Below are 20,044 nucleotides of genomic sequence, written 5' to 3'. Positions count from 1 at the left end.
CCGATTCGCAGTGAGCCCAAGTGCGAATCGATCTAAAACTTGAACATTCGGTAACAAATCTAAAAAGAGTAACGATTGGGTTCTGCGTAACCCGGGAGTCGCCATCATGAAGAACGTCCATTCATTCATGCTGCCCATCGCCGCCGTCGGCGTACTGATGTTTCCAGTCGTGCTTAACGCCGCCAGTCTTGAACCGATCGATCCCTCAGGCGTGCAAGTCCAGCAGCAACAGCAAAACGGGATTACCTACCTGTCCGGCGGTATTGGAGAGGATGAGGCTAAAGCTATCCAACAAACGCAGGGCTATAACCTGCACATGACCTTTTCTACCGGGCCTAAGGATGAATACGTTCCCGATGTGGATGTGGTCATTCAAAAAGCCGCAGGGCAACCCGTGCTGACGCTGAGTGAGGCTGGGCCGCTGGTTTACGTTCAGCTGCCTGCCGGCAAGTACACCGTTGTCGCGACACATAAGGGAGAGGTGCGGCGTGATACAGCGGATGTAGGCAGCGGTGCTGCTCGCAATCTGGTTTTCCACTGGGGTGGTGAAAACTAGCAAGGAAGGACGACTTGCACGATGTCTGATCAAATCCCAGGCATAAAAAAACCCTGAATCTTGCGATTCAGGGTTTTCGGTATTTGGTGCCCAGAGACGGAATCGAACCGCCGACACGGGGATTTTCAATCCCCTGCTCTACCGACTGAGCTATCTGGGCAACGGGGCGCATTAAACTGGTTTTTCAGGGGGTCGTCAAGAAAGTTTTCAAAAAAATTTTAATTATTACCGTCGCTTACGATCCACCCCCCGAAAAAGCGGGGTTATTCAGCCGGCGGAACGTAGCCTTCGGCCTTGGCGTATTCCTCGCCGGAAAAGAACTTGTCCATCTCGCCTTGAAGATATTTGCGATCTTCGGCGTTCATCATGTTCAGGCGCTTTTCGTTGATCAGCAGGGTCTGGTGTTTCTGCCAGTCGGCCCACGCCTTGGCCGAGACGTGGTCAAAAATATCCTGGCCTTTTGCGCCTGGGAACGGGGCGCGCTCCAGGGCGGGCAATTCTTCTTTGTACTTGCGGCACATGATGGTGCGGGTCATGACGACTCTCCTGCGTTCAATACGACGGCCGCGCGTTCGAGCAAGGTTTTGACCGGGGCGGCAAGGCCCAGGCGCGGCGGGGTGGCGAGGTTATACCAGAGCCAGTCGGCCTCGGCCACGTGATGGCCGGCCTCCTGGACCTGAACCAGCCAGGGTTCGATGGATAACTGAAAGTGGCTGAAGGTGTGCACCAGGCTCGGCAGTGCCTGTTGGCTGCCCAGTTCCAGCGAGTGCTGCGAAGCCAGATGTTGCAGGTCGTCGAGGTCGTCGAGTTCCGGCAGGCTCCAGAGACCGCCCCACAGGCCCGTGGAAGGGCGACGGTAAAGCAGAATTGCCCCTTCACCGTTGGCGAGCATCGGCATCAGCGTGCGCTTCTGTGGCACGGCTTTGCGCGGCTTGGGGATCGGGTAGCGGGTTTCCAGGCCAAGCATGTGCGCCTCGCAGCCCTTTTCCAGCGGGCAGAGCAGGCAACTCGGTTTGCTGCGGGTGCAGAGCGTGGCGCCCAGGTCCATCATCGCCTGGGTGTAGGCGTTGACCCGATCGTATGGCGTAAAGCGCTCAGCGTTGGCCCACAGCTGTTTGGCAACCTTGGGCTCGCCCGGATAACCCTCTTGCGCGGTAAAGCGCGCCAGCACCCGTTTGACGTTGCCATCGAGGATCGGCGCCCGCAGGCCCATGCTCAGGCTGGCAATTGCGCCGGCCGTGGACAGGCCGATACCCGGCAGATCGGTGAGCTTTTCCACATCACGGGGAAACTCTCCGCCGTATTCGGCAACGACAATCTTCGCGGTCTTCTGCAAGTTGCGCGCGCGGGTGTAATAACCGAGGCCGGTCCACAGGTGCAGCACTTCGTCTTCCGGCGCGGCGGCCAGGGCTTCGACCGTCGGCAATGACGCCATGAAACGGTCGAAGTAGTTCAGCACAGTGCTGACCTGGGTTTGCTGCAACATGATTTCCGAGACCCATACCCGGTAAGGGGTGATGCCCTGCTGCCAAGGCAAATCGTGGCGGCCGTGGCGGTCGTACCAATCCAGCACCGCCGTTGAAAACTGCTCGGCTCTCATCGCTTGAACAGCCCCTTGAGCGCGTTTTTCAGTTCCGGGCTGACTTTATCGCCAAGCTTCTCGTCGATTTTTTCGCTGATCCGCTCGCCGGCCAGTTTGCTCGCGACTTGTCCCATGCGTTCGTTGTCGAGACGGCAAGCCTTGGCACCCAGTTCCAGCGGACCACGGCAGCGCAGTGGCCACTCGATGCCGACGAAGCGCTCGCTGACCTGGCAGGCCGGGTCCGGCATGTCGCTCTTGTCGCCTTCGACGATCACGCCGACGCGGTAATCCATGCCCAGCACCCGCAGGTCGATGTCGCCGTTACCGTTGACGGTCATGCCCGGGATGCGCACTTTCAGGTCCTGGTTACTGGCCACGCCGTTGTGGAAGATCAGGTTGCCCTTGAGCTCTTCGAACGGTGTGTCCTTGCCTCGTGGCTCGCCGGTGAGGGTTTTGCGATTCAGGGTGGCGATGCCTTTGCACAGTTGCTGCTCAAGATTGGCATTGAGCAGTACGCCATTGTTGATAACGAAACTGGCATTGCCGTTGAGGTTATCGATCAGCACGCTCTGGCTATTGCCGCTGCTGGTCAGCGCGCTATCGAGCGTAACCAGGCCTTGAACCGGGGGATTTTTCCCCTGGCTTTCGAGGATTTTTTCTACAGGCACTTTGCTGATGCGCGTCTGCATGTTCAGCGCCGGCACTTGCTGGCGCACGTCCAGGGTACCTTTGGCTTCGAAGTTGCCGTCGTACAGGTCGCCGCGCAGGTTCTCCAGCGTCAGCAGGCCGCCAAGGCCTGTGGCCTTGAGTGCTGCATTCTGAATCGGCATTTTGTCGAGGGTCAGCTGGCCGAAGGTCAGGTCGGCGTTCACATCGAGTTTGCTCAGACGCTCCACCGGCAACAGACGTTCGGTGCTCCACGGGCCTTTGGTCGGTGAGGGTGGCAGCGGTGAGCTGCCTGCGCCGGCCATGGCCTCGTTCTCGGTGTTGGCTACTTCGGCCTGACGCACCTGTTTCGCGCTGTCGGCTTCGGCGGATTTTGGCGGCAAGTAACGATCGACGTTGAAGGTGTCAGCCTTGAGGTTCAGTCGCAGCGATTGCTTGGCGAAGTCCTCGACAGCGATGCGGCCGCTGAAAGTGCTGTCGTCGAGTTTCAGGTTGAGGCTGTCGAGGGACAAACTGGTCGGTGTGCCGGCAACCTGGCTGGCCAGTTCGACTTTGCTCAGGCTGCCTTCGGCCATCGCCGGGAGTTTCTGGCCGATGCTGTCGACGAATTTCGCCAGATCGAACTGGGCAATCGACAGGCCACCGCTGATTTGCGGGGTCTTGTCCAAGTCGTTGGCCTTCAGTTCACCCAAGGCGCGCAGCTGGTTGGCGGAGATTTTGATGCCGGTCCATTCGGCGACGTTGGCGGCCTTATCCAGCAGCAACTGACCTTGAGCGGCGAAGGTCATGGTCTTGCCTTGCAGCGGATCGCCTGCGACTTCACCGGAGAGTTTCATGTCTTCGAATTTGTAGCGCTGCAGCGCCCGCTCGAAACGTAACTCGCCGGCCAGCTCGGTCCGCACCCGCAGAACCGGTTGGTTGGTACCGAGAAATGCGGTGAGTTTGACCGGGATGTTGGTCGAGTCGTGCACGGGGCCGGTGCTCAGCTGGATGCTTTCGGCGCTGAACTGCTTGCCGGTTTTCTCATCGCTGTATTCAACGCGGGCGTTGTTAACGGTCAGGCTGTCGATGTCCAGGCGGATCGGCTGGGCCGGTTTTTCTGCTTGAGCGGTAGTCGTTGGCGCGGGTTCGCCGGTGGCGGCGGGCGGCGTGGCCGAGGTACTCGGGGTGGCAGGCGCCGGGACCTTGCCGATGTCTTCCCAGTTGCCGTGGCCATCCTTGTCGCGGTTCAGGCGCAGGTTCAAGCCTTCGACGCGCACATCGCTCATCTGCACTTCGCGGCGCAGCAGCGGAATCACGCGGACCGACAGGCCGAGCATCTGCAAGTCGGCGAACGGTTCAGTAGGCTTGGCCAGGGTCGCAACACTGGCTTCGTGCAATTCCAGGCCCAGCCAGGGAAACAGGCTCCAGCCGATATCGCCATTGAGCGTCAGCTCGATGTGGGCCTTGTCGCGGGCAATCTGGCGAATCTCGTCTTTATAGTCGTTGGGATCGAAGAGGTGGGTCAGGGCAAAGCCCAGCGCCACAATGATCAGCAACAGCCCGAGAAGTACCAGACCCAGGATTTTGCCGAACGCTTTCATGGGCGAGTCCTTGTATTAGTCGAATTCGAAATTTAGCCGGGGAGTATAGCGCTCCGAAGTGGCCGACCGGTCAGCGATCACGTCGGGAGCTCATCCAGCGGCACCTTCAGCTTAGCCGCCAGCGCTTGAGCTTCGAGGTGCCCGGCAGGCGCCAACAGCCGTAATGTCGCGCCTGATTGCGACGCCATTTTCTGCGCTTCGTTCACCAGACGCTCGGCAACGCCACGGCGACGGGTGATTTTTCGTACACATAGTTGGGACAGGTGCCAGACATCCTGGTGCCGTTGCAGGCGTGCCGCTCCTAACAGTCGATCATTGAAGCGGCCAGCGATCAGCGAGCCGTCCAGCAGGCAGCTTTCGATCAGCTGCAAATCCCCGGTGAATGGGGTAAACAACCAGTCCGGAGCATCGCGGTAGATCTTCTGCAGATCTTGCTGATCCTGGTAAGTGGCTTGGTTCAGCAGCTCGACAATGATCGGCATGGCGCCTCCTTTGAAAAGTTAATCCGCGTGAAAATGTATTTTCTTGGGTTGTACGAGAACAGACGACATACAAAAAGGTGATATCAGTTTGGTTTTTCTGTCACCTGCAAATGGTAACCTCTGCCCGTTCGTCCGTCCCTTCTGCGACGTGATGTCGCACCAAAATGGAGCTTCACCTAAAAAAAGTCATGCCTGCGTGCATTAAGGCTGGGGGTGAAGTACGGCTGGCGAACAATACTAATAATTGGGGGAAACACCATGACTACGAGCATCACGGCGGACGACTTTGCCGACCAGCCCGCGTTCCTGTCCAAGGAGCGCATCATCGCCAGGCCCGGTTTCAACCGTTGGCTGGTACCACCGGCCGCTCTGGCCATCCACCTGTGCATCGGCATGGCCTACGGCTTTTCGGTGTTCTGGTTGCCGTTGTCCAAAGCCCTGGGCGTCACCAAGGCCGTGACTTGCGCGCCAGACATGAGCTTCATCGCTCAGGTCTTTTCGTCTCAATGCGACTGGCCGATCTCGATGCTCGGCTGGATCTACACCTTGTTCTTCATCTTCCTTGGCTGCTCGGCAGCGATCTGGGGTGGCTGGCTGGAACACGCAGGTCCTCGCAAGGCCGGTGTGGTATCGGCACTGTGCTGGTGTGGTGGTCTGCTGATTTCGGCGCTGGGGGTCTATACCCACCAGATCTGGCTGATGTGGATCGGCTCCGGGGTCATTGGTGGTATCGGCCTGGGGCTGGGTTACATCTCGCCGGTCTCGACCCTGATCAAGTGGTTCCCGGACAAGCGCGGCATGGCAACAGGCATGGCGATCATGGGCTTCGGTGGCGGCGCGATGGTTGGTGCTCCACTGGCTGCAGCGCTGATGGGGCACTTCGCTTCGCCAACCAGCGTGGGCGTATGGCAGAGCTTCCTGGTAATGGCCGCGATCTACTTCGTGTTCATGATCGGTGGCGCGCTGTCCTACCGCGTTCCGCCAACCGGCTGGAAGCCTGAAGGCTGGACTGCTCCGGCAAAAAAAGCCTCGAACGCGATGATCACTCACCGTCACGTGCACGTGAATGTGGCCTGGAAGACCCCCCAGTTCCGTCTGGTGTGGCTGGTGTTGTGCCTGAACGTTTCTGCGGGTATCGGCATCCTCGGCATGGCTTCGCCGCTGTTGCAGGAAGTCTTCGCCGGTAAATTGCTCGGCACCGATCAGACGTTTGGTCAGCTGGACGCCGGGCAACTGGCCTCGATCGCAGCGATTGCGGCCGGTTTCACCGGTTTGCTGAGCCTGTTCAACATCGGTGGCCGGTTCTTCTGGGCCTCGTTCTCGGACTACCTGGGTCGCAAAAACACTTATTTCGTGTTCTTCGCCCTCGGTTTCGCGCTGTACGCGCTGATCCCGAACCTCGGTCACCTGGGCAACGTCGCGCTGTTCGTGGCGGCGTTCTGCATCATCCTGTCGATGTACGGCGGTGGTTTTGCGACGGTGCCGGCTTACCTGGCTGACTTGTTCGGTACGCAAATGGTCGGCGCGATCCACGGTCGTCTGCTGACGGCGTGGGCGGCGGCAGGTGTGTTGGGGCCGGTGTTGGTGAACTACCTGCGTGAATATCAGCTGAGCATCGGCGTTGAACGCGCAGCGGCATACGACATCACCCTGTACATCCTCGCGGGCCTGCTGGTACTGGGTTTCATCTGCAACCTGCTGGTGCGTCCGGTGGCCGACAAGTACTTCATGACCGAGGCCGAACTGGCCGCCGAACAAGCGCTGGGCCACGACAAAGGTGCTGACGCCAGCACTGTGCTGGAGTGGAAAGCGGATGCGGGTACCAAGCCTTTGGCAGTGGCTGCATGGCTGGTTGTGGGCATTCCGTTGGCATGGGGTGTTTGGGTGACGCTGCAGAAAACGGCAGTACTGTTCCACTAAATCCCCTGACTCTGATCGTTCCCACGCTCTGCGTGGGAATGCCTCCCGTGACGCTCCGCGTCACAGTCAGAGCGGACGCGGAGCGTCCAGGGCTGCACTCCCACGCAGAGCGTGGGAGCGATCAGTGGTCTTGGGATGCTTGTACTGACATGTACATCGCTGGTAGCACTGGATTCACTCCGTCAGTCATATCACCTCTCGTGTTTCTGTTTAGCGCCCGCGACCCTATAATGGCTGCCTTTTTCGCCCCAATGATTTTTGCGGAGCTGGTGATGGCCGAACGTATGGCGTCTGTCGAGCGCGACACTCTGGAAACCCAGATCAAAGCCTCGATCAACCTGGATGGCACCGGAAAGGCCCGATTTGATATCGGTGTACCTTTTCTTGAGCACATGCTGGACCAGATCGCCCGTCACGGGCTGATCGACCTGGATATTGTCAGCAAGGGCGACCTGCATATCGACGACCACCACACGGTGGAAGACGTCGGTATCACCCTGGGTCAAGCCTTCACCAAAGCCATCGGCGACAAGAAAGGCATTCGTCGCTACGGCCACGCCTACGTGCCGCTCGATGAAGCGCTGTCGCGTGTGGTGATCGACTTCTCCGGCCGTCCTGGCCTGCAGATGCATGTTCCTTATACCCGCGCGACCGTCGGCGGTTTCGACGTTGACCTGTTCCAGGAATTTTTCCAGGGCTTCGTCAACCACGCCAACGTCACCCTGCACATCGACAATCTGCGTGGGCACAACACCCACCACCAGATCGAAACCGTGTTCAAGGCTTTCGGCCGCGCCCTGCGCATGGCTGTGGAGCTGGATGACCGCATGGCCGGGCAAATGCCGTCGACCAAAGGCGTTCTGTAATGCAGACGGTCGCGGTTATCGATTACGGCATGGGCAACCTGCACTCGGTGGCCAAGGCCCTCGAGCACGTCGGTGCCGGCAAGGTGCTGATCACCAGCGATGCCGATGTGATTCGCGAAGCCGACCGGGTGGTTTTTCCCGGCGTTGGTGCGATTCGCGATTGCATGGCGGAGATCCGTCGCCTGGGCTTCGACTCGCTGGTGCGTGAAGTCAGCCAGGACCGCCCGTTCCTTGGCATCTGCGTGGGCATGCAAGCCTTGCTCGACAGCAGCGAAGAGAACAACGGCGTGGACTGCATTGGCCTGTTCCCGGGTCAGGTGAAGTTCTTCGGCAAGGATTTGCACGAAGACGGCGAACACTTGAAAGTGCCGCACATGGGCTGGAACGAAGTGAAGCAGACGGTAGAACACCCGCTGTGGCACAACATTCCGGACCTGGCGCGTTTCTACTTCGTGCACAGCTACTACATCGCTGCCGGCAATGCGCGGCAGGTGGTGGGTAGCGGTCACTACGGTGTCGATTTCGCCGCGGCGCTGGCCGATGGCTCGCGTTTCGCCGTGCAGTTCCACCCGGAGAAGAGCCACACCCATGGCCTGCAATTGCTGCAGAACTTCGCTGCGTGGGATGGTCGCTGGTAAATGGCTGCCAAAAAGAAGCCGCCGATCCTGACCCTCACTCCCGAGCAGGAGAACGAGGCCAATCACAAGATCAAACGCTTCATGGAAGACCGCTTCGAACTGGACCTGGGTTCGTTCGAGGCGGCTGAAATCCTTGAGCTGTTTACCCGCGAAATTGCTCCGCACTATTACAACAGGGCGATTTTCGATGTGCAGACGCACCTCAAAGAGAGGTTCGAAAGCATCGAAAGCGACCTGTGGGCGCTCGAGAAAAACTGATTTCCGAGCCAAGCTGAACACTCGAATTTGAAGGTTTGCCAGATGCTGATTATTCCCGCTATCGATCTCAAAGACGGTGCCTGTGTTCGTCTGCGCCAGGGCCGCATGGAAGATTCCACGGTGTTCTCCGATGACCCGGTGAGCATGGCTGCCAAGTGGGTGGAAGGCGGTTGCCGCCGTCTGCATCTGGTCGACCTGAACGGTGCTTTCGAAGGCCAGCCGGTCAACGGCGAAGTAGTCACCGCCATCGCCAAGCGCTACCCGAACCTGCCGATTCAGATCGGCGGCGGTATCCGCTCGCTGGAAACCATTGAACACTACGTGAAAGCGGGCGTGAGCTACGTGATCATCGGCACCAAAGCCGTGAAAGATCCGGCTTTCGTTGCTGAAGCCTGCCGCGCGTTCCCGGGCAAAGTGATCGTCGGTCTGGATGCCAAAGACGGTTTTGTCGCCACTGACGGCTGGGCTGAAATCAGCACCATTCAGGTGATCGACCTGGCCAGGCAATTCGAGGCCGACGGCGTGTCCGCGATCGTTTATACCGACATCGCCAAAGACGGCATGATGCAGGGCTGCAACGTTTCGTACACCGCCGCTTTGGCCGCGGCGACGAAGATTCCGGTGATCGCTTCCGGCGGTATCCACAATCTGGGTGACATCAAGTCGCTGCTCGACGCCAAGGCGCCAGGCATCATCGGCGCCATCACCGGCCGGGCGATCTACGAAGGCACCCTCGATGTCGCTGAAGCGCAAGCTTTCTGCGATTCGTACAAAGGCTGAGGACTCACCATGGCGCTGGCCAAACGCATCATCCCTTGCCTGGACGTGGATAACGGCCGGGTGGTCAAGGGCGTCAAGTTCGAGAATATTCGCGACGCCGGCGACCCGGTGGAAATCGCCCGTCGTTACGACGAGCAAGGTGCCGACGAGATTACCTTTCTCGACATCACCGCCAGCGTCGACGGTCGCGACACCACGCTGCATACCGTCGAACGCATGGCCAGCCAGGTGTTCATCCCGCTGACCGTTGGCGGCGGCGTGCGTACCGTGCAGGACATCCGTAACTTGCTCAATGCCGGTGCGGACAAGGTCTCGATCAACACCGCAGCAGTGTTCAACCCGGAATTCGTCGGCGAAGCAGCCCAGCATTTCGGCTCGCAGTGCATCGTCGTCGCCATCGACGCGAAGAAAGTGTCCGGTCCGGGTGAAACCCCGCGCTGGGAAATCTTCACCCATGGCGGTCGCAAGCCAACCGGCCTCGACGCCGTTGAGTGGGCGAAGAAGATGGAAGGCTTGGGGGCCGGCGAAATCCTGCTGACCAGCATGGACCAGGACGGCATGAAAAACGGCTTCGACCTGGGTGTCACCCGCGCCATCAGTGATGCGCTGGGGATTCCGGTGATCGCGTCCGGCGGTGTTGGCAACTTGCAGCACTTGGCCGACGGCATCCTCGAAGGCCACGCCAGCGCGGTGCTGGCGGCGAGTATTTTCCACTTCGGCGAATACACCGTGCAGGAAGCCAAGGCTTACATGGCTCATCGCGGCATCGTGATGCGTTAAACAGGCCAGTGGACAGTATGGCGGGCTCAAGGCACTCTTGGGCACGCCATGGATTCCGGTAGCCCGACATGCTTAAACGTCTTCTTCTTGTCCTCGCCAGCGCTTCCCTGTTGTTCATCAACGGAGTTCACGCCGAAGAAAATCCCGGCACCGGTCTGGTGTTGCTGACGGAAAACTTCCCGCCGTACAACATGGCGAAGAACGGCAAGAATTTTGCTCAGGACGAGAATATCAATGGCATCGCCGTGGATATCGTCCGCGAGATGTTCAAACGCGCCGACATTACTTACAGCCTGACACTGCGTTTCCCTTGGGAGCGAATCTACAAACTCGCCCTGGAAAAACCTGGTTATGGCGTGTTCGTGATGGCACGGTTGCCGGACCGCGAGAAACTCTTCAAGTGGGTTGGCCCTATCGGCCCGGACGACTGGATCCTGCTGGCCAAGGCCGATAGCAAGATCACCCTCGAGTCGCTGGAGCAGGCACGCAAATACAAGATCGGCGCCTACAAGGGCGATGCGATTGCCGAGACACTGGCCAAGCAAGGATTGAAACCGATTGTTGTGCTGCGCGATCAAGATAATGCAAAAAAACTGGTCAACGGCCAGATTGATCTGTGGGCCACGGGTGACCCGGCAGGCCGCTACCTGGCGCGCCAGGAAGGCGTGAACGGGCTCAAGACCGTGCTGCGCTTCAACAGCGCCGAGCTCTACCTGGCGCTGAACAAAGACGTGCCGGACGAAACTGTCGCCAAGCTGCAAGCCGCGCTGGATCAACTGCGCAAGGAAGGCATTGTTGATGACATCATGGGGCGCTATCTGTAGCCATTACCTCGATGGGGTCTGAAACGCAGCGTCCGGCGTCGCGCTCAAGTACATGGCACTTGTAAACACGTTATTCAATGTCGCCCTTGTCAGCTGCTGTTCCCGTGAGGCGACACCGATAATACAGAGCGCATAGGCGCCGCTTTGTGGCCCGATTTCAGTATTGATGTAAGCATCTTCAGCGCGGATGGCGGCGCTATAGTTGCGTGGCGCCTGACAATCCCGAGCGTTGTGGACCGTTTTGTAGCGGTAGAAGGGCGCCTCGAGGGAGAACCTGAAGTCCCACGTAGGCAATACGATCTGCTCATCCGCATTTTGCGTTCTATAAACGTATGACTTGAGCTTCCAGGGCTCCATGACAGTCAGTTCGACCGGCTCCAACGAACACTCCGCCCCATCGCGGGTAAAGACACCATCAATAAAGCACTTGTGCAGGAAGTTGGCCGAGTAGCTGTAGTTGAAACGGGCGGCCTTGCAAGACGTCGAGTGCTCACAATCGGGCGGCGCTGGGGTATTGCGCGAGATCACGACTTTACTGACGATGCCGGTGATTTCATTGGTGCGGCGGTTCAGCATCGGGCTACCGGAGCTGCCAGCGTGAAGATCGCAGCTGTTTTTCATGGCCAAAGGGAAAACCCCAGGGTGATCGATAAACGTTCCGGCGGTTTGTTCAGCACAGGCGCTCAATCGAAGCCCCTGTTCGGTAAAGCCGCCCGGCGCGCCAACGTTAAGCGCATCCTGACTTTCGTAGGTTTGATGGGAGGCCAGCTTGAGCGGGTTGATCCCGGCCTGTATCAGCGACGCCAATGTTGCGTCTACCTCCAGTACTGCAAGATCGGTCCCGACCAGACTGCTCCATCGGGCAGTTCGGATGGTGTATTGGCGCTTACGCTGTGGTACGTCATGAAAGTAGCGGAAGGTGACGCTGGCTTTCAAAGGCAGTTTGGTCCGCGCCGAACCGTACTCAAAGAATACGCAATGACCGCTGGTGAGCAGGTAAGCAGGGCCAGTGGCTCGGCCTTGCCTGTTTCGCGTATCCAGTAGAACGGCGCTGCAAGTCTCGCCCGAGTGGAGACTGAGTCGTCCCACGCCGCTCCAGATTTCATAAAAATGTTTGCTGTTTTGCAGTGCCCTTGACGGTGAGTCGTTGACAGCACCTTCGCCCAAGTCGCGGGCCTGCCCGGCGGAAATAGCCAGCAGGCCAATCAGGCCGGTGAAGCAAAACAAGCTGAGATATTTCATGTCCATTCCTTGGTGATGAAATTCGGGGTGAGCGCTATCGTGGCACGCGTCTGTGTGCCGACAGGTATAAATAGTTATCGCGAAATGGAGTGGGCTGCGAGCAATTACCGGGCGGTCGGGAGGCGGTACTGGCCATCCTTGCCATGTGCCGCCGTCGCGCGATTGCCGCGCACGCTGATCATTTGTTGGATATCGATCCAGTCAATGCCCTGAGCCTTGAGCTTGGGCAATTCACGTTCAAGCACCGCCAATGTCTGCGGATACGGATGCCCGATCATCACCGCAGAACCCTGCTTGCGCGCCAGGCTGATAGCCGTTTGTAGCTGAGTGAAAATCGCGGTTTCAGTGGGCTCGTCATCGAGGAACACATCCCGCGAAACGCTCGCCAAACCGATTTTCTGCGCCTCGGCGGCGGCCACGGTTTGTGCACTGGTGCGGCTGTCGACGAAGAGCTTGTGTCGACGCTGCAAGTCGGCCATCAGCCAGGCCATGGCCGGTTGCTGGGAGGTCATGCGGCTGCCCATGTGGTTGTTGATACCAGCGGTATACGGCACAGCCTTGAACGCCGCGTTCAAGCGCTTCTCGAGTTCTTCGATGGGCAACTCGGGATGCCAGGCGAACGGCCCGGTGGCCGGGGCCATGGGCATGTGCAGGATGACGATCTTGCCGGCGCGATGGGCTTCGCGGGCGAACTCGGTGGCGTGGGGGGTGTCGGGCATGATCGCCACAGTGACCGGGCCGGGCAGCGCCAGCACGCGGCGATCCTGAAGCAGGTTCTGCCCCAGGTCATCGATGATCAGGCTCAGATAAGCCTTCGCCGGTGTGGCCGCCGTCGTGGCAGGCGCCGCGTGAGCGACACCCGCCAGACAGCACAGCAGACCGAGGAGCAACCGCAAGCGCATCTCAGCGGCCGGAGGTGATGCTCAGTCCTTTGAGCAGGCTCAGGGCCTGGGCCAATTGGTAATCGTCATCCTGCGGCATAGCCTTGGCTTTGCCACCGGAACCGGTCGGTTTATCGGCGCCGCCGTTGCCATTGCCCAAGTGACCTTGCAGATCGGCTTCCTTGAAGTATTCGCCGTCCTGCTCGTTGGTGATCTTGGCCTTGCGCACTTCGATGTCCGGGACGATGCCCTGAGCCTGGATCGAGCGGCCGTTCGGCGTGTAGTACAGCGCCGTGGTGATTTTCAGTGCGCGCTCGTTGTTCAGCGGCAACACGGTCTGCACCGAGCCTTTGCCGAAACTGGTGGTGCCCATGACCACGGCGCGTTTCTGATCCTGCAGGGCGCCGGCGACAATTTCCGAGGCCGAGGCGCTGCCGCCGTTGATCAGCACGACCATTGGCACGGCTTCGCTTTCGTCCTTGCCGGTGGCGGAGAAGCGCAATTCGGAGTTGGCGATACGGCCCTTGGTGTAGACGATCAGGCCTTTGGTGATGAAGTGGTCGACCACTTCCACCGCCGATTGCAGCACGCCGCCCGGGTTGTTACGCAGGTCGAGGACGATGCCGCTGAGCTTCTTGCCGTTGTCCTTGCGCAGCTTGACCAAGGCCTTGGAGACCTCTTCGCCGGTCTTGACCTGGAACTGGGTGATGCGGATGTAGCCGTAGCCGGACTCCAGCAGTTGGCTCTTCACGCTCTTCACTTGAATGATGGCGCGGACCAGGGTCACGTCGAACGGCGCACCGCCGTCGCGTACCAGGGTCAGTGTGATCTTCTGGCCGATCTTGCCGCGCATCTTGTCGATGGCTTCGGTCATGCTTTGGCCGCGAGTCGGCTGGCCGTTGATCTTGACGATGAAGTCGCCGGCCTGAATGCCCGCCTTGGAGGCCGGGGTGTCATCGATGGGCGAAACCACTTTGATGAAACCGTCTTCGGCGCCGACTTCGATGCCCAGGCCGCCGAATTCGCCGCTGGTGCTTTCCTGCAATTCAGCGAAGTCTTCAGGGCCCAGGTACGCGGAGTGCGGGTCGAGGTTGCTGAGCATGCCTTTGATGGCGTTTTCGAGCAGGGTCTTGTCGTCCACCGGTTCCACATAGGCTGCCTTGATCCGGTCCATGACTTCGGCAAAAGTGCGCAACTCGTCCAGCGGCAATGGCGCCTTGGTGGTCGCAGCAGTGCCTGCAGGTGCTACCACCGGGGCAGGCTCAGCGGCAAACGCTAACGGTGTGCCGATCACCAGGGCAATCGTCAGGGCCAGCGAGGTAAGGCGGGACAAATACAGCATGTCGAACGAACTCCTAATGTAGGTGACTCAACGCCTATCCTTGCGCGCGACACCATTGCGCCGGATCACTCGGGTGACCCTGCTGACGAATAGCGAAATACAGTGCTGGTGTGTCCTGTCCGCCACTGTTACCGACAGTGGAGATGGACTCACCGGCTTTTACCACGTCACCCGCAGACTTGAGCAGCGTCTGGTTGTGACCGTAAAGACTCAAAAAACCGTTGCCGTGGTCGAGGATCACCAGCAACCCGGCGCCTCGTAACCAATCGGCAAACACCACGCGGCCGCCGTGAACGGCATGCACCTGGCTGCCGGCGGAGGCGCTGATCATTACGCCGTCCCATTTGGTACGGGCATCGTCGCCACGGCTTTCACCGAAGCGCGCCAGCAGTCGACCATCAACCGGCCATGGAAGTTTGCCGCGGGAGGAGGCAAAGGGGCCGCCAAAGGTTTCGCCTGAACTTGAAACCAGTGCGCCGGGTGTCGATTTAACGGTTTTGCGTGGGGCGTCAGTGGCATCTGCTTCAGCCTGAGCCTCACGTAAACGCTTTTTTTCGGCTTCCTGCTGGGCGATCAGCGCTTTTTGCCGCGCCTCTTCTGCCTCTCGGGCCTGACGGGCCAGGGTTTCTTCGATGGTTTTAAGGACTTTAGACAGATCTGCCTGATCCTGCTCGCGCGCCGCCAGTTTCTGATCGCGGGCCTTCACGTCGTCGCTGAGTTTGGCCAGGACTTGCTGGCGCTCCTTGCGGACCTTGTCGAGTTCGTCGCGCTGGCTGTCGAGGCTGCTTTTCTGCACCAGCAATTGCGCCTGCTGCAGGCCGATGTCTTTTTCGACATTGGCCAGTTGGCGCAGGGTTTCGTTGAAATTCTTCAGCTGCTCCAGGCGGGCCTGGCTCAGATAGTCGTAATAGGTGAGGGTGCGAGCGAATTTTTCCGGGTTCTGCTGGTTGAGCAGCAGCTTGAGGTATTCCTGACGGCCATTCTGATAAGCCGCGCGGGCCTGGATGGCGATCAGTCGTTGCTGTTCAATGCGCGCGCTCTGGAGTTTTTTTTTCTCGGCATCGAGTCGCTGCAGCTCGGATTCGCTTTTCTTCAGCTCTTTTTGCAGGGCTTCGACCTGCTTCTCGAGCTTGCCCATCTCGGTTTCGGTGCCCTTGAGGTCTTTCTGCACCCCGGATTTTTCTTCCTGGAGTTTGCCCAGCAATTTTTTCAGCTCGGCAATGTCCTGACGCGTGGCGTCCAACTGTTGTTGGGTTTGCGTGCGCTCGTCGGCAAAGGCCGGTTGAAGCAGGCAAGTCAGGGCAAGGGCTATCAGGACGCGAAGCATAGAGGCGGGCGACACCAGGGAAAGGGACGGCCTAGTATGCCCGCCAAGCGCAGCAAAAAAAATGCCCAATTGGGGTTGTGTGATAACTGGACAGAAAAACACTGAAAACCAATGTGGGAGCGAGCCTGCTCGCGATGGCATCAGTACATTCAACACAGATGTTGGCTGTCAGATTGCTATCGCGAGCAGGCTCGCTCCCACAGGGTTTTGCTGCGTTTGACTGCCGGATTACACCAGAATCGATGTCCCGGTCATTTCCGCCGGTTTTTCCAGCCCCAGCAACATCAGCATGGTCGGCGCGACATCCGCCAGCACGCCGCCATCACGCACCTTGAGATCACGCTTGCCGACATAGATGAACGGTACCGGCTCGGTGGTGTGGGCCGTGTGGGCTTGGCCGGTGGTTTCGTCGGACATTTGCTCAACGTTGCCATGGTCGGCGGTAATCAGGGCTTCGCCGCCGACTTTCTCCAGCGCATCGACGATGCGGCCGACGCACAGGTCCAGGCACTCGACCGCTTTGACTGCCGCGTCGAATACACCGCTATGGCCGACCATGTCGCCGTTGGCGTAGTTGACCACGATCACGTCATAACGCTGGTTTTCAATGGCATCGACGATGCGGTCGGTGACTTCCGGGGCACTCATCTCGGGCTGCAAGTCATAGGTGGCGACTTTCGGCGACGGGATCAGGATGCGTTCTTCGCCCGGGAACGGCTCTTCGCGACCGCCGGAGAAGAAGAAAGTCACGTGGGCGTACTTCTCTGTTTCGGCGATGCGCAGCTGCGTCTTGCCATTTTTCGCCAGGTAATCGCCCAGCACGTTGTCCAGGCTGCTCGCGGCGAAGGCCGATGGCGCGGGGATGCTGGCGGCGTATTGGGTCAGCATGACGAAACCGGCCAGTTTTGGCTGGCGAGCGCGATCGAATTCCTTGAAATCGTCTTCGACGAACACGCGGGTCAGCTCGCGAGCGCGGTCGGCGCGGAAGTTCATGAAGATCACGGCGTCGCCGTCCTCGACCTTCACCGGCTCACCGATGCTGGTGGCTTTGACGAATTCGTCGCTTTCGCCACGTTCGTAAGCGGCTTGCAGGCCTTCCTGTGCGGTGGCGGCGTTGAATTCGCTGGCGCCATCGACAATCAGGTTGTAGGCCTGGGACACGCGATCCCAACGGTTGTCGCGGTCCATGGCGTAGTAGCGACCTATGATGCTGGCGATCCGGCCTTTGCCGAGGGCTTCGAAGGTCGCGTCCAGCAACTCGATCGACGACTGGGCGCTTTTCGGTGGCGTATCACGGCCATCAAGGAAGGCGTGCAGGTAGATTTTTTCGGCGCCGCGCTTGTAGGCCAGTTCAGCCATGGCGACCAGGTGATCCTGGTGGCTGTGAACGCCGCCATCGGACAGCAGGCCCATGAAGTGCACGGCTTTGCCGGCAGCAACGGCTTTATCCACTGCGGCGCAGATGGTCGGGTTCTCGAAGAACTCGCCGTCGCGGATCGCTTTGGTCACGCGCGTGAAGTCCTGGTACACCACGCGGCCGGCGCCAAGGTTCATGTGGCCGACTTCGGAGTTGCCCATCTGGCCGTCCGGCAAGCCGACGTCCATGCCGCTGCCCGAGATCAGGCCGTTCGGTACGGTAGCCCACAGGCGGTCCAGTACGGGCTTCTTCGCTGCAAAGATGGCGTTGGATTCAGGGCTCTCGCTGTGACCGAAGCCGTCGAGAATAATCAGGACCAAAGGTTTAGGCGTGGTAGTCATGGATTCCACTCGTGGCTGAGTTATAAAGAGGGCGATGGAAAAGGGAGTGGCAGTTTAAAGCGAAGTTCCGGCGCCGTCACCGCCAGACGGGGTTTGGCCCACCATAGTGGCTGTGTATACTGGCCGACATTTTAACGCCCTGGAACCTCCTTCGATGGTTGCTCACCTGATTGAATTTGCCACTAACCACTATTTGCTTGTCGGTATCTTCGTCGTACTGCTGGCGTTGCTGATCGCTTATCAGATGCAAGGCGGCGGCCGCAGCCTGAGCACCGGTGAACTGACCGGGCTGGTCAACAAAGATGCAGGCGTGGTAATCGACATTCGTTCGACCAAGGATTTCACCGCTGGTCACATTGTTGGCGCGTTGAATATTCCTCACGACAAACTGACCGCTCGCGTCGGCGAACTGGAAAAGCACAAGGCCAAGACCATTATCCTGGTCGACGCCATGGGCCAGACTGCCGGCACTCATGCCCGCGAACTGATGAAAGCCGGCTTCACCGCCGCCAAGCTGTCCGGCGGTATTTCCAGCTGGAAAGCCGACAATCTGCCGCTGGTGAAGTGATATGAACAACGTCGTCGTCTATTCCAGCGATTACTGCCCTTATTGCTCGCGAGCCAAGTACCTGCTCGAGAACAAAGGCGTAGCCTTCGAAGAGATCAAGGTCGATGGCAAGCCGCAGGTGCGTGCCGCGATGGCTCAGAAGGCCGGGCGTACGTCCGTGCCGCAGATCTGGATCGGCAGCACCCACGTTGGCGGCTGTGATGATTTGTTTGCCCTGGAGCGCGCCGGCAAGCTCGACGCCATGCTCAAGGCCTGACTGCCTTACTTGAAATAGCCAACCCTACAAGACCCGAGATCAGAAAGGATCTGAGATGACTGACCAACAGAACACTGCAGCTAGCGAAGAAGAAACCGCACCGCAATTCTCCTTGCAGCGCATCTACGTACGCGACTTGTCCTTCGAAGCCCCGAAAAGCCCGGCGATCTTTCGCCAGCAGTGGGAGCCGAGTGTCGGTCTGGATCTGAACACCCGTCAGAAGGCTCTGGAAGGTGACTTCCACGAAGTCGTGCTGACTCTGTCGGTCACCGTGAAAAACGGTGAGGAAGTGGCGTTCATCGCTGAAGTGCAACAGGCCGGGATCTTCCTGATCAAGAACCTGGACGATGCTTCGATGAGCCACACGCTCGGTGCGTTCTGCCCGAACATCCTGTTCCCGTACGCTCGCGAAACCTTGGACAGCCTCGTGACCCGCGGTTCGTTCCCGGCCCTGATGCTGGCCCCGGTGAACTTCGACGCGCTGTACGCACAAGAGCTGCAACGTATGCAGGCGGCTGGCGAGACTCCAACCGTTCAGTAAGCGTTCGATGCAGTAACGAAAAAAGCGCCGTAACAGGCGCTTTTTTCTTGGGCGGGAGATGATCGTTCCCACGCTCTGCGTGGGAATGCAGCCCGTGACGCTCCGCGTCACACTGGTGCCAGGCTCGACGCCTGTGGTGCTGCTGGAACGCGGAGCGTCCCTTGAGGCATTCCCACGCAGAGCGTGGGAACGATCAGTCGCGGGGTTATTTGAACCCCAGCTGACGCCAGCCTTCGTAAACGGCGACGGCCACGGTGTTGGACAGGTTCAGGCTGCGACAGCCTTCGCGCATCGGCAGGCGCAAGCGTTGTTCGCTGGGCAGGGCATCGAGCACTTCGGCCGGCAAGCCTCGGCTTTCCGGGCCGAACAGGAAGGCATCGCCCTCGGCGAAGCTGGCGTCGTGAAAGGGCCGCGAGCCCTTGGTGGTAAAGGCGAACAGCCGGGGATGGCCGAGGCTTTCCAGACAGCTGGCGAGGTCTGCGTGGCGTTGCAGGGTGGCATACTCATGGTAATCGAGGCCGGCCCGGCGCAGACGCTTGTCGTCCATCTCGAAGCCCAGCGGTTCGATCAAATGCAGGTGGCAGCCACTGTTGGCGCACAGCCTGATAACGTTGCCGGTATTCGGCGGAATTTCTGGTTGGAAAAGGATGACGTGAAACATGCACGGCTCCGAAGGTAAAGATGACGGGCATTCTACGCCGCCAAAGGACCCTCGTTCGAAACTATTCCCTCGGGTGATGGCTTCGTTGGCGATTGTCGGGGTGATGGTGGGCCTGATGATCGGTCGCCTGACCGCGCCCGACCCCAGCGTTTTGCAGCAGGTCGAGGTGACGAACGATGGGCTGGTGGTGTGGTTCAACAACGAACCCAAAACCCACGGCGAGCTGGTCGACGGCAGCGTGGCGCTGTTGTTCGAGGCTGAAGGCAAGGCACAGAAAGGTCAGCTCAAGCTCAACGGCAAGGACGTGAACTGGCGAACGCGTTTGAGTGACGGGGGACTGTTGCTGACGGTGGTGGCGGCCCGGCCGCTGCAGGGCGAGTGGGCCGGTAGCGAGGTCGATGACCGCTGGCGGATGGAGATCCATCTCCGAGAGCAATAAAAGAGGGAATCCCCGGCCTGCCTGTACCAAGGTTCCCAAAACGGGAGGGTTCGCGCATTGCGGCGTGGGCCCGGTGTAAAGAGGGAATCCCCGG

22 protein-coding genes and 1 tRNA gene are annotated in these 20,044 nt (G+C 59.4%); 12 read left to right on the top strand and 11 right to left on the bottom strand.

What is annotated here, in order from left to right; translation table 11 throughout:
• Nucleotides 1–106 precede the first annotated feature (106 nt).
• Entirely contained in the window at nt 107–556 is a 450-nt protein-coding gene (locus ACQKPC_RS15595; RefSeq protein WP_427625424.1) for a carboxypeptidase regulatory-like domain-containing protein, read from the top strand.
• An 84-nt stretch (nt 557–640) separates the two neighbouring features.
• On the opposite strand, the gene ACQKPC_RS15590 is transcribed toward ACQKPC_RS15595, so the two are convergent.
• The 5 genes from ACQKPC_RS15590 to ACQKPC_RS15570 all read right to left on the bottom strand — a co-directional run bounded on the left by ACQKPC_RS15590 (nt 641) and on the right by ACQKPC_RS15570 (nt 4,869).
• Nucleotides 641–716: transfer RNA gene (locus ACQKPC_RS15590), tRNA-Phe, on the bottom strand.
• A gap of 103 nt (nt 717–819) precedes the next feature.
• Nucleotides 820–1,092, bottom strand: a complete 273-nt coding sequence (locus ACQKPC_RS15585) for an oxidative damage protection protein (RefSeq protein WP_007897448.1) — start codon at nt 1,090–1,092, stop codon at nt 820–822.
• On the bottom strand, nt 1,089–2,156 hold the full coding sequence (gene mutY / locus ACQKPC_RS15580) for an A/G-specific adenine glycosylase (RefSeq protein ID WP_427625422.1): 1,068 nt from the start codon (nt 2,154–2,156) through the stop codon (nt 1,089–1,091). Before mutY ends, ACQKPC_RS15585 begins: the two co-directional genes overlap by 4 nt.
• Nucleotides 2,153–4,387 carry an AsmA family protein gene (locus ACQKPC_RS15575; RefSeq protein WP_427625420.1) on the bottom strand — a complete coding sequence of 745 codons (2,235 nt, stop codon included), beginning with the start codon at nt 4,385–4,387 and terminating at the stop codon, nt 2,153–2,155. Before ACQKPC_RS15575 ends, mutY begins: the two co-directional genes overlap by 4 nt.
• Before the next feature lie 77 nt (nt 4,388–4,464).
• Nucleotides 4,465–4,869, bottom strand: coding sequence for an acetyl-CoA sensor PanZ family protein (locus ACQKPC_RS15570; protein ID WP_427625418.1), 405 nt, complete (start codon nt 4,867–4,869; stop codon nt 4,465–4,467).
• 258 nt (nt 4,870–5,127) lie between these two features.
• On the opposite strand from ACQKPC_RS15570, the gene ACQKPC_RS15565 reads away from it, so the two are divergent.
• The 7 genes from ACQKPC_RS15565 (at nt 5,128) to ACQKPC_RS15535 (ending at nt 10,935) form a co-directional block, all read left to right on the top strand.
• A complete protein-coding gene (locus ACQKPC_RS15565) occupies nt 5,128–6,789 on the top strand; it encodes an OFA family MFS transporter (RefSeq protein ID WP_427625416.1) in 1,662 nt (553 codons plus the stop codon).
• 272 nt (nt 6,790–7,061) lie between these two features.
• Nucleotides 7,062–7,655 (top strand): imidazoleglycerol-phosphate dehydratase HisB, encoded by a 594-nt coding sequence (gene hisB / locus ACQKPC_RS15560; protein ID WP_007939452.1) that lies wholly within the window; start codon nt 7,062–7,064, stop codon nt 7,653–7,655.
• A complete protein-coding gene (gene hisH / locus ACQKPC_RS15555) occupies nt 7,655–8,293 on the top strand; it encodes an imidazole glycerol phosphate synthase subunit HisH (RefSeq protein ID WP_008068774.1) in 639 nt (212 codons plus the stop codon). Before hisB ends, hisH begins: the two co-directional genes overlap by 1 nt.
• A complete protein-coding gene (locus ACQKPC_RS15550) occupies nt 8,294–8,551 on the top strand; it encodes a DUF2164 domain-containing protein (protein ID WP_046045558.1) in 258 nt (85 codons plus the stop codon).
• 42 nt (nt 8,552–8,593) lie between these two features.
• The gene (gene hisA / locus ACQKPC_RS15545; protein ID WP_123500042.1) at nt 8,594–9,331 is read left to right on the top strand and encodes a 1-(5-phosphoribosyl)-5-[(5-phosphoribosylamino)methylideneamino]imidazole-4-carboxamide isomerase; all 738 of its coding nucleotides are present in this window, start codon (nt 8,594–8,596) and stop codon (nt 9,329–9,331) included.
• Between the two features lie 9 nt (nt 9,332–9,340).
• Complete coding sequence (hisF, locus tag ACQKPC_RS15540) at nt 9,341–10,111, top strand: imidazole glycerol phosphate synthase subunit HisF (RefSeq protein ID WP_007897430.1); 771 nt, start codon at nt 9,341–9,343, stop codon at nt 10,109–10,111.
• Nucleotides 10,112–10,179: 68 nt separating this feature from the next.
• The gene (locus ACQKPC_RS15535) at nt 10,180–10,935 is read left to right on the top strand and encodes a substrate-binding periplasmic protein (RefSeq protein ID WP_123500040.1); all 756 of its coding nucleotides are present in this window, start codon (nt 10,180–10,182) and stop codon (nt 10,933–10,935) included.
• 3 nt (nt 10,936–10,938) lie between these two features.
• On the opposite strand, the gene ACQKPC_RS15530 is transcribed toward ACQKPC_RS15535, so the two are convergent.
• The 5 genes from ACQKPC_RS15530 to gpmI form a co-directional block, all read right to left on the bottom strand.
• A complete protein-coding gene (locus ACQKPC_RS15530; RefSeq protein WP_427625412.1) occupies nt 10,939–12,183 on the bottom strand; it encodes a trypsin-like serine peptidase in 1,245 nt (414 codons plus the stop codon).
• Between the two features lie 98 nt (nt 12,184–12,281).
• Nucleotides 12,282–13,079, bottom strand: a complete 798-nt coding sequence (locus ACQKPC_RS15525; protein ID WP_427625411.1) for a divergent polysaccharide deacetylase family protein — start codon at nt 13,077–13,079, stop codon at nt 12,282–12,284.
• Nucleotide 13,080: 1 nt separating this feature from the next.
• A complete protein-coding gene (locus tag ACQKPC_RS15520; protein WP_427625410.1) occupies nt 13,081–14,400 on the bottom strand; it encodes a S41 family peptidase in 1,320 nt (439 codons plus the stop codon).
• A 34-nt stretch (nt 14,401–14,434) separates the two neighbouring features.
• Nucleotides 14,435–15,727, bottom strand: a complete 1,293-nt coding sequence (locus tag ACQKPC_RS15515) for a murein hydrolase activator EnvC family protein (RefSeq protein ID WP_427625409.1) — start codon at nt 15,725–15,727, stop codon at nt 14,435–14,437.
• Nucleotides 15,728–15,955: 228 nt separating this feature from the next.
• Nucleotides 15,956–17,485, bottom strand: a complete 1,530-nt coding sequence (gpmI, locus tag ACQKPC_RS15510) for a 2,3-bisphosphoglycerate-independent phosphoglycerate mutase (RefSeq protein WP_427625408.1) — start codon at nt 17,483–17,485, stop codon at nt 15,956–15,958.
• A 154-nt stretch (nt 17,486–17,639) separates the two neighbouring features.
• Between gpmI and ACQKPC_RS15505 the strand changes: the two genes are divergently transcribed.
• From ACQKPC_RS15505 to secB, 3 genes are read left to right on the top strand one after another with little or no spacing between them, the layout of a single operon-like run.
• Nucleotides 17,640–18,053 (top strand): rhodanese-like domain-containing protein, encoded by a 414-nt coding sequence (locus tag ACQKPC_RS15505; protein ID WP_007897412.1) that lies wholly within the window; start codon nt 17,640–17,642, stop codon nt 18,051–18,053.
• 1 nt (nt 18,054) lies between these two features.
• Nucleotides 18,055–18,309: a glutaredoxin 3 gene (gene grxC, locus ACQKPC_RS15500; protein WP_007939440.1), complete on the top strand. Its 255-nt coding sequence runs from the start codon at nt 18,055–18,057 to the stop codon at nt 18,307–18,309.
• 55 nt (nt 18,310–18,364) lie between these two features.
• Nucleotides 18,365–18,850: a protein-export chaperone SecB gene (secB, locus tag ACQKPC_RS15495; RefSeq protein WP_007897410.1), complete on the top strand. Its 486-nt coding sequence runs from the start codon at nt 18,365–18,367 to the stop codon at nt 18,848–18,850.
• A gap of 205 nt (nt 18,851–19,055) precedes the next feature.
• Here secB and ACQKPC_RS15490 read toward each other — a convergent pair whose 3' ends face one another.
• Nucleotides 19,056–19,511: a tRNA (cytidine(34)-2'-O)-methyltransferase gene (locus ACQKPC_RS15490; protein ID WP_008068783.1), complete on the bottom strand. Its 456-nt coding sequence runs from the start codon at nt 19,509–19,511 to the stop codon at nt 19,056–19,058.
• Here ACQKPC_RS15490 and ACQKPC_RS15485 point away from each other — a divergent pair.
• Nucleotides 19,510–19,950 (top strand): hypothetical protein, encoded by a 441-nt coding sequence (locus ACQKPC_RS15485; protein WP_427625406.1) that lies wholly within the window; start codon nt 19,510–19,512, stop codon nt 19,948–19,950. The genes ACQKPC_RS15490 and ACQKPC_RS15485 overlap by 2 nt on opposite strands.
• The last annotated feature ends 94 nt before the right edge of the window (nt 19,951–20,044 follow it).

The sequence above is a fragment of the Pseudomonas sp. NPDC089918 genome (genome assembly GCF_050280605.1).
Classification (GTDB): Bacteria; Pseudomonadota; Gammaproteobacteria; order Pseudomonadales; family Pseudomonadaceae; genus Aquipseudomonas.
This window is presented reverse-complemented; position numbering and strand designations above follow the sequence as displayed.

Bases quoted from the DNA above. Each gene is read 5' to 3' on its own strand.
- mutY (WP_427625422.1), bottom strand. From the start codon at position 2,156: ATGAGAGCCGAGCAGTTTTCAACGGCGGTGCTGGATTGGTACGACCGC.
- ACQKPC_RS15515 (WP_427625409.1), bottom strand. From the start codon at position 15,727: ATGCTTCGCGTCCTGATAGCCCTTGCCCTGACTTGCCTGCTTCAACCG.
- ACQKPC_RS15525 (WP_427625411.1), bottom strand. From the start codon at position 13,079: ATGCGCTTGCGGTTGCTCCTCGGTCTGCTGTGCTGTCTGGCGGGTGTC.
- hisB (WP_007939452.1), top strand. From the start codon at position 7,062: ATGGCCGAACGTATGGCGTCTGTCGAGCGCGACACTCTGGAAACCCAG.
- ACQKPC_RS15490 (WP_008068783.1), bottom strand. From the start codon at position 19,511: ATGTTTCACGTCATCCTTTTCCAACCAGAAATTCCGCCGAATACCGGC.
- ACQKPC_RS15585 (WP_007897448.1), bottom strand. From the start codon at position 1,092: ATGACCCGCACCATCATGTGCCGCAAGTACAAAGAAGAATTGCCCGCC.
- hisH (WP_008068774.1), top strand. From the start codon at position 7,655: ATGCAGACGGTCGCGGTTATCGATTACGGCATGGGCAACCTGCACTCG.
- ACQKPC_RS15485 (WP_427625406.1), top strand. From the start codon at position 19,510: ATGCACGGCTCCGAAGGTAAAGATGACGGGCATTCTACGCCGCCAAAG.
- ACQKPC_RS15505 (WP_007897412.1), top strand. From the start codon at position 17,640: ATGGTTGCTCACCTGATTGAATTTGCCACTAACCACTATTTGCTTGTC.
- ACQKPC_RS15565 (WP_427625416.1), top strand. From the start codon at position 5,128: ATGACTACGAGCATCACGGCGGACGACTTTGCCGACCAGCCCGCGTTC.
- ACQKPC_RS15535 (WP_123500040.1), top strand. From the start codon at position 10,180: ATGCTTAAACGTCTTCTTCTTGTCCTCGCCAGCGCTTCCCTGTTGTTC.
- ACQKPC_RS15550 (WP_046045558.1), top strand. From the start codon at position 8,294: ATGGCTGCCAAAAAGAAGCCGCCGATCCTGACCCTCACTCCCGAGCAG.
- ACQKPC_RS15520 (WP_427625410.1), bottom strand. From the start codon at position 14,400: ATGCTGTATTTGTCCCGCCTTACCTCGCTGGCCCTGACGATTGCCCTG.
- ACQKPC_RS15575 (WP_427625420.1), bottom strand. From the start codon at position 4,387: ATGAAAGCGTTCGGCAAAATCCTGGGTCTGGTACTTCTCGGGCTGTTG.
- hisA (WP_123500042.1), top strand. From the start codon at position 8,594: ATGCTGATTATTCCCGCTATCGATCTCAAAGACGGTGCCTGTGTTCGT.
- ACQKPC_RS15595 (WP_427625424.1), top strand. From the start codon at position 107: ATGAAGAACGTCCATTCATTCATGCTGCCCATCGCCGCCGTCGGCGTA.
- hisF (WP_007897430.1), top strand. From the start codon at position 9,341: ATGGCGCTGGCCAAACGCATCATCCCTTGCCTGGACGTGGATAACGGC.
- ACQKPC_RS15570 (WP_427625418.1), bottom strand. From the start codon at position 4,869: ATGCCGATCATTGTCGAGCTGCTGAACCAAGCCACTTACCAGGATCAG.
- secB (WP_007897410.1), top strand. From the start codon at position 18,365: ATGACTGACCAACAGAACACTGCAGCTAGCGAAGAAGAAACCGCACCG.
- gpmI (WP_427625408.1), bottom strand. From the start codon at position 17,485: ATGACTACCACGCCTAAACCTTTGGTCCTGATTATTCTCGACGGCTTC.
- grxC (WP_007939440.1), top strand. From the start codon at position 18,055: ATGAACAACGTCGTCGTCTATTCCAGCGATTACTGCCCTTATTGCTCG.
- ACQKPC_RS15530 (WP_427625412.1), bottom strand. From the start codon at position 12,183: ATGGACATGAAATATCTCAGCTTGTTTTGCTTCACCGGCCTGATTGGC.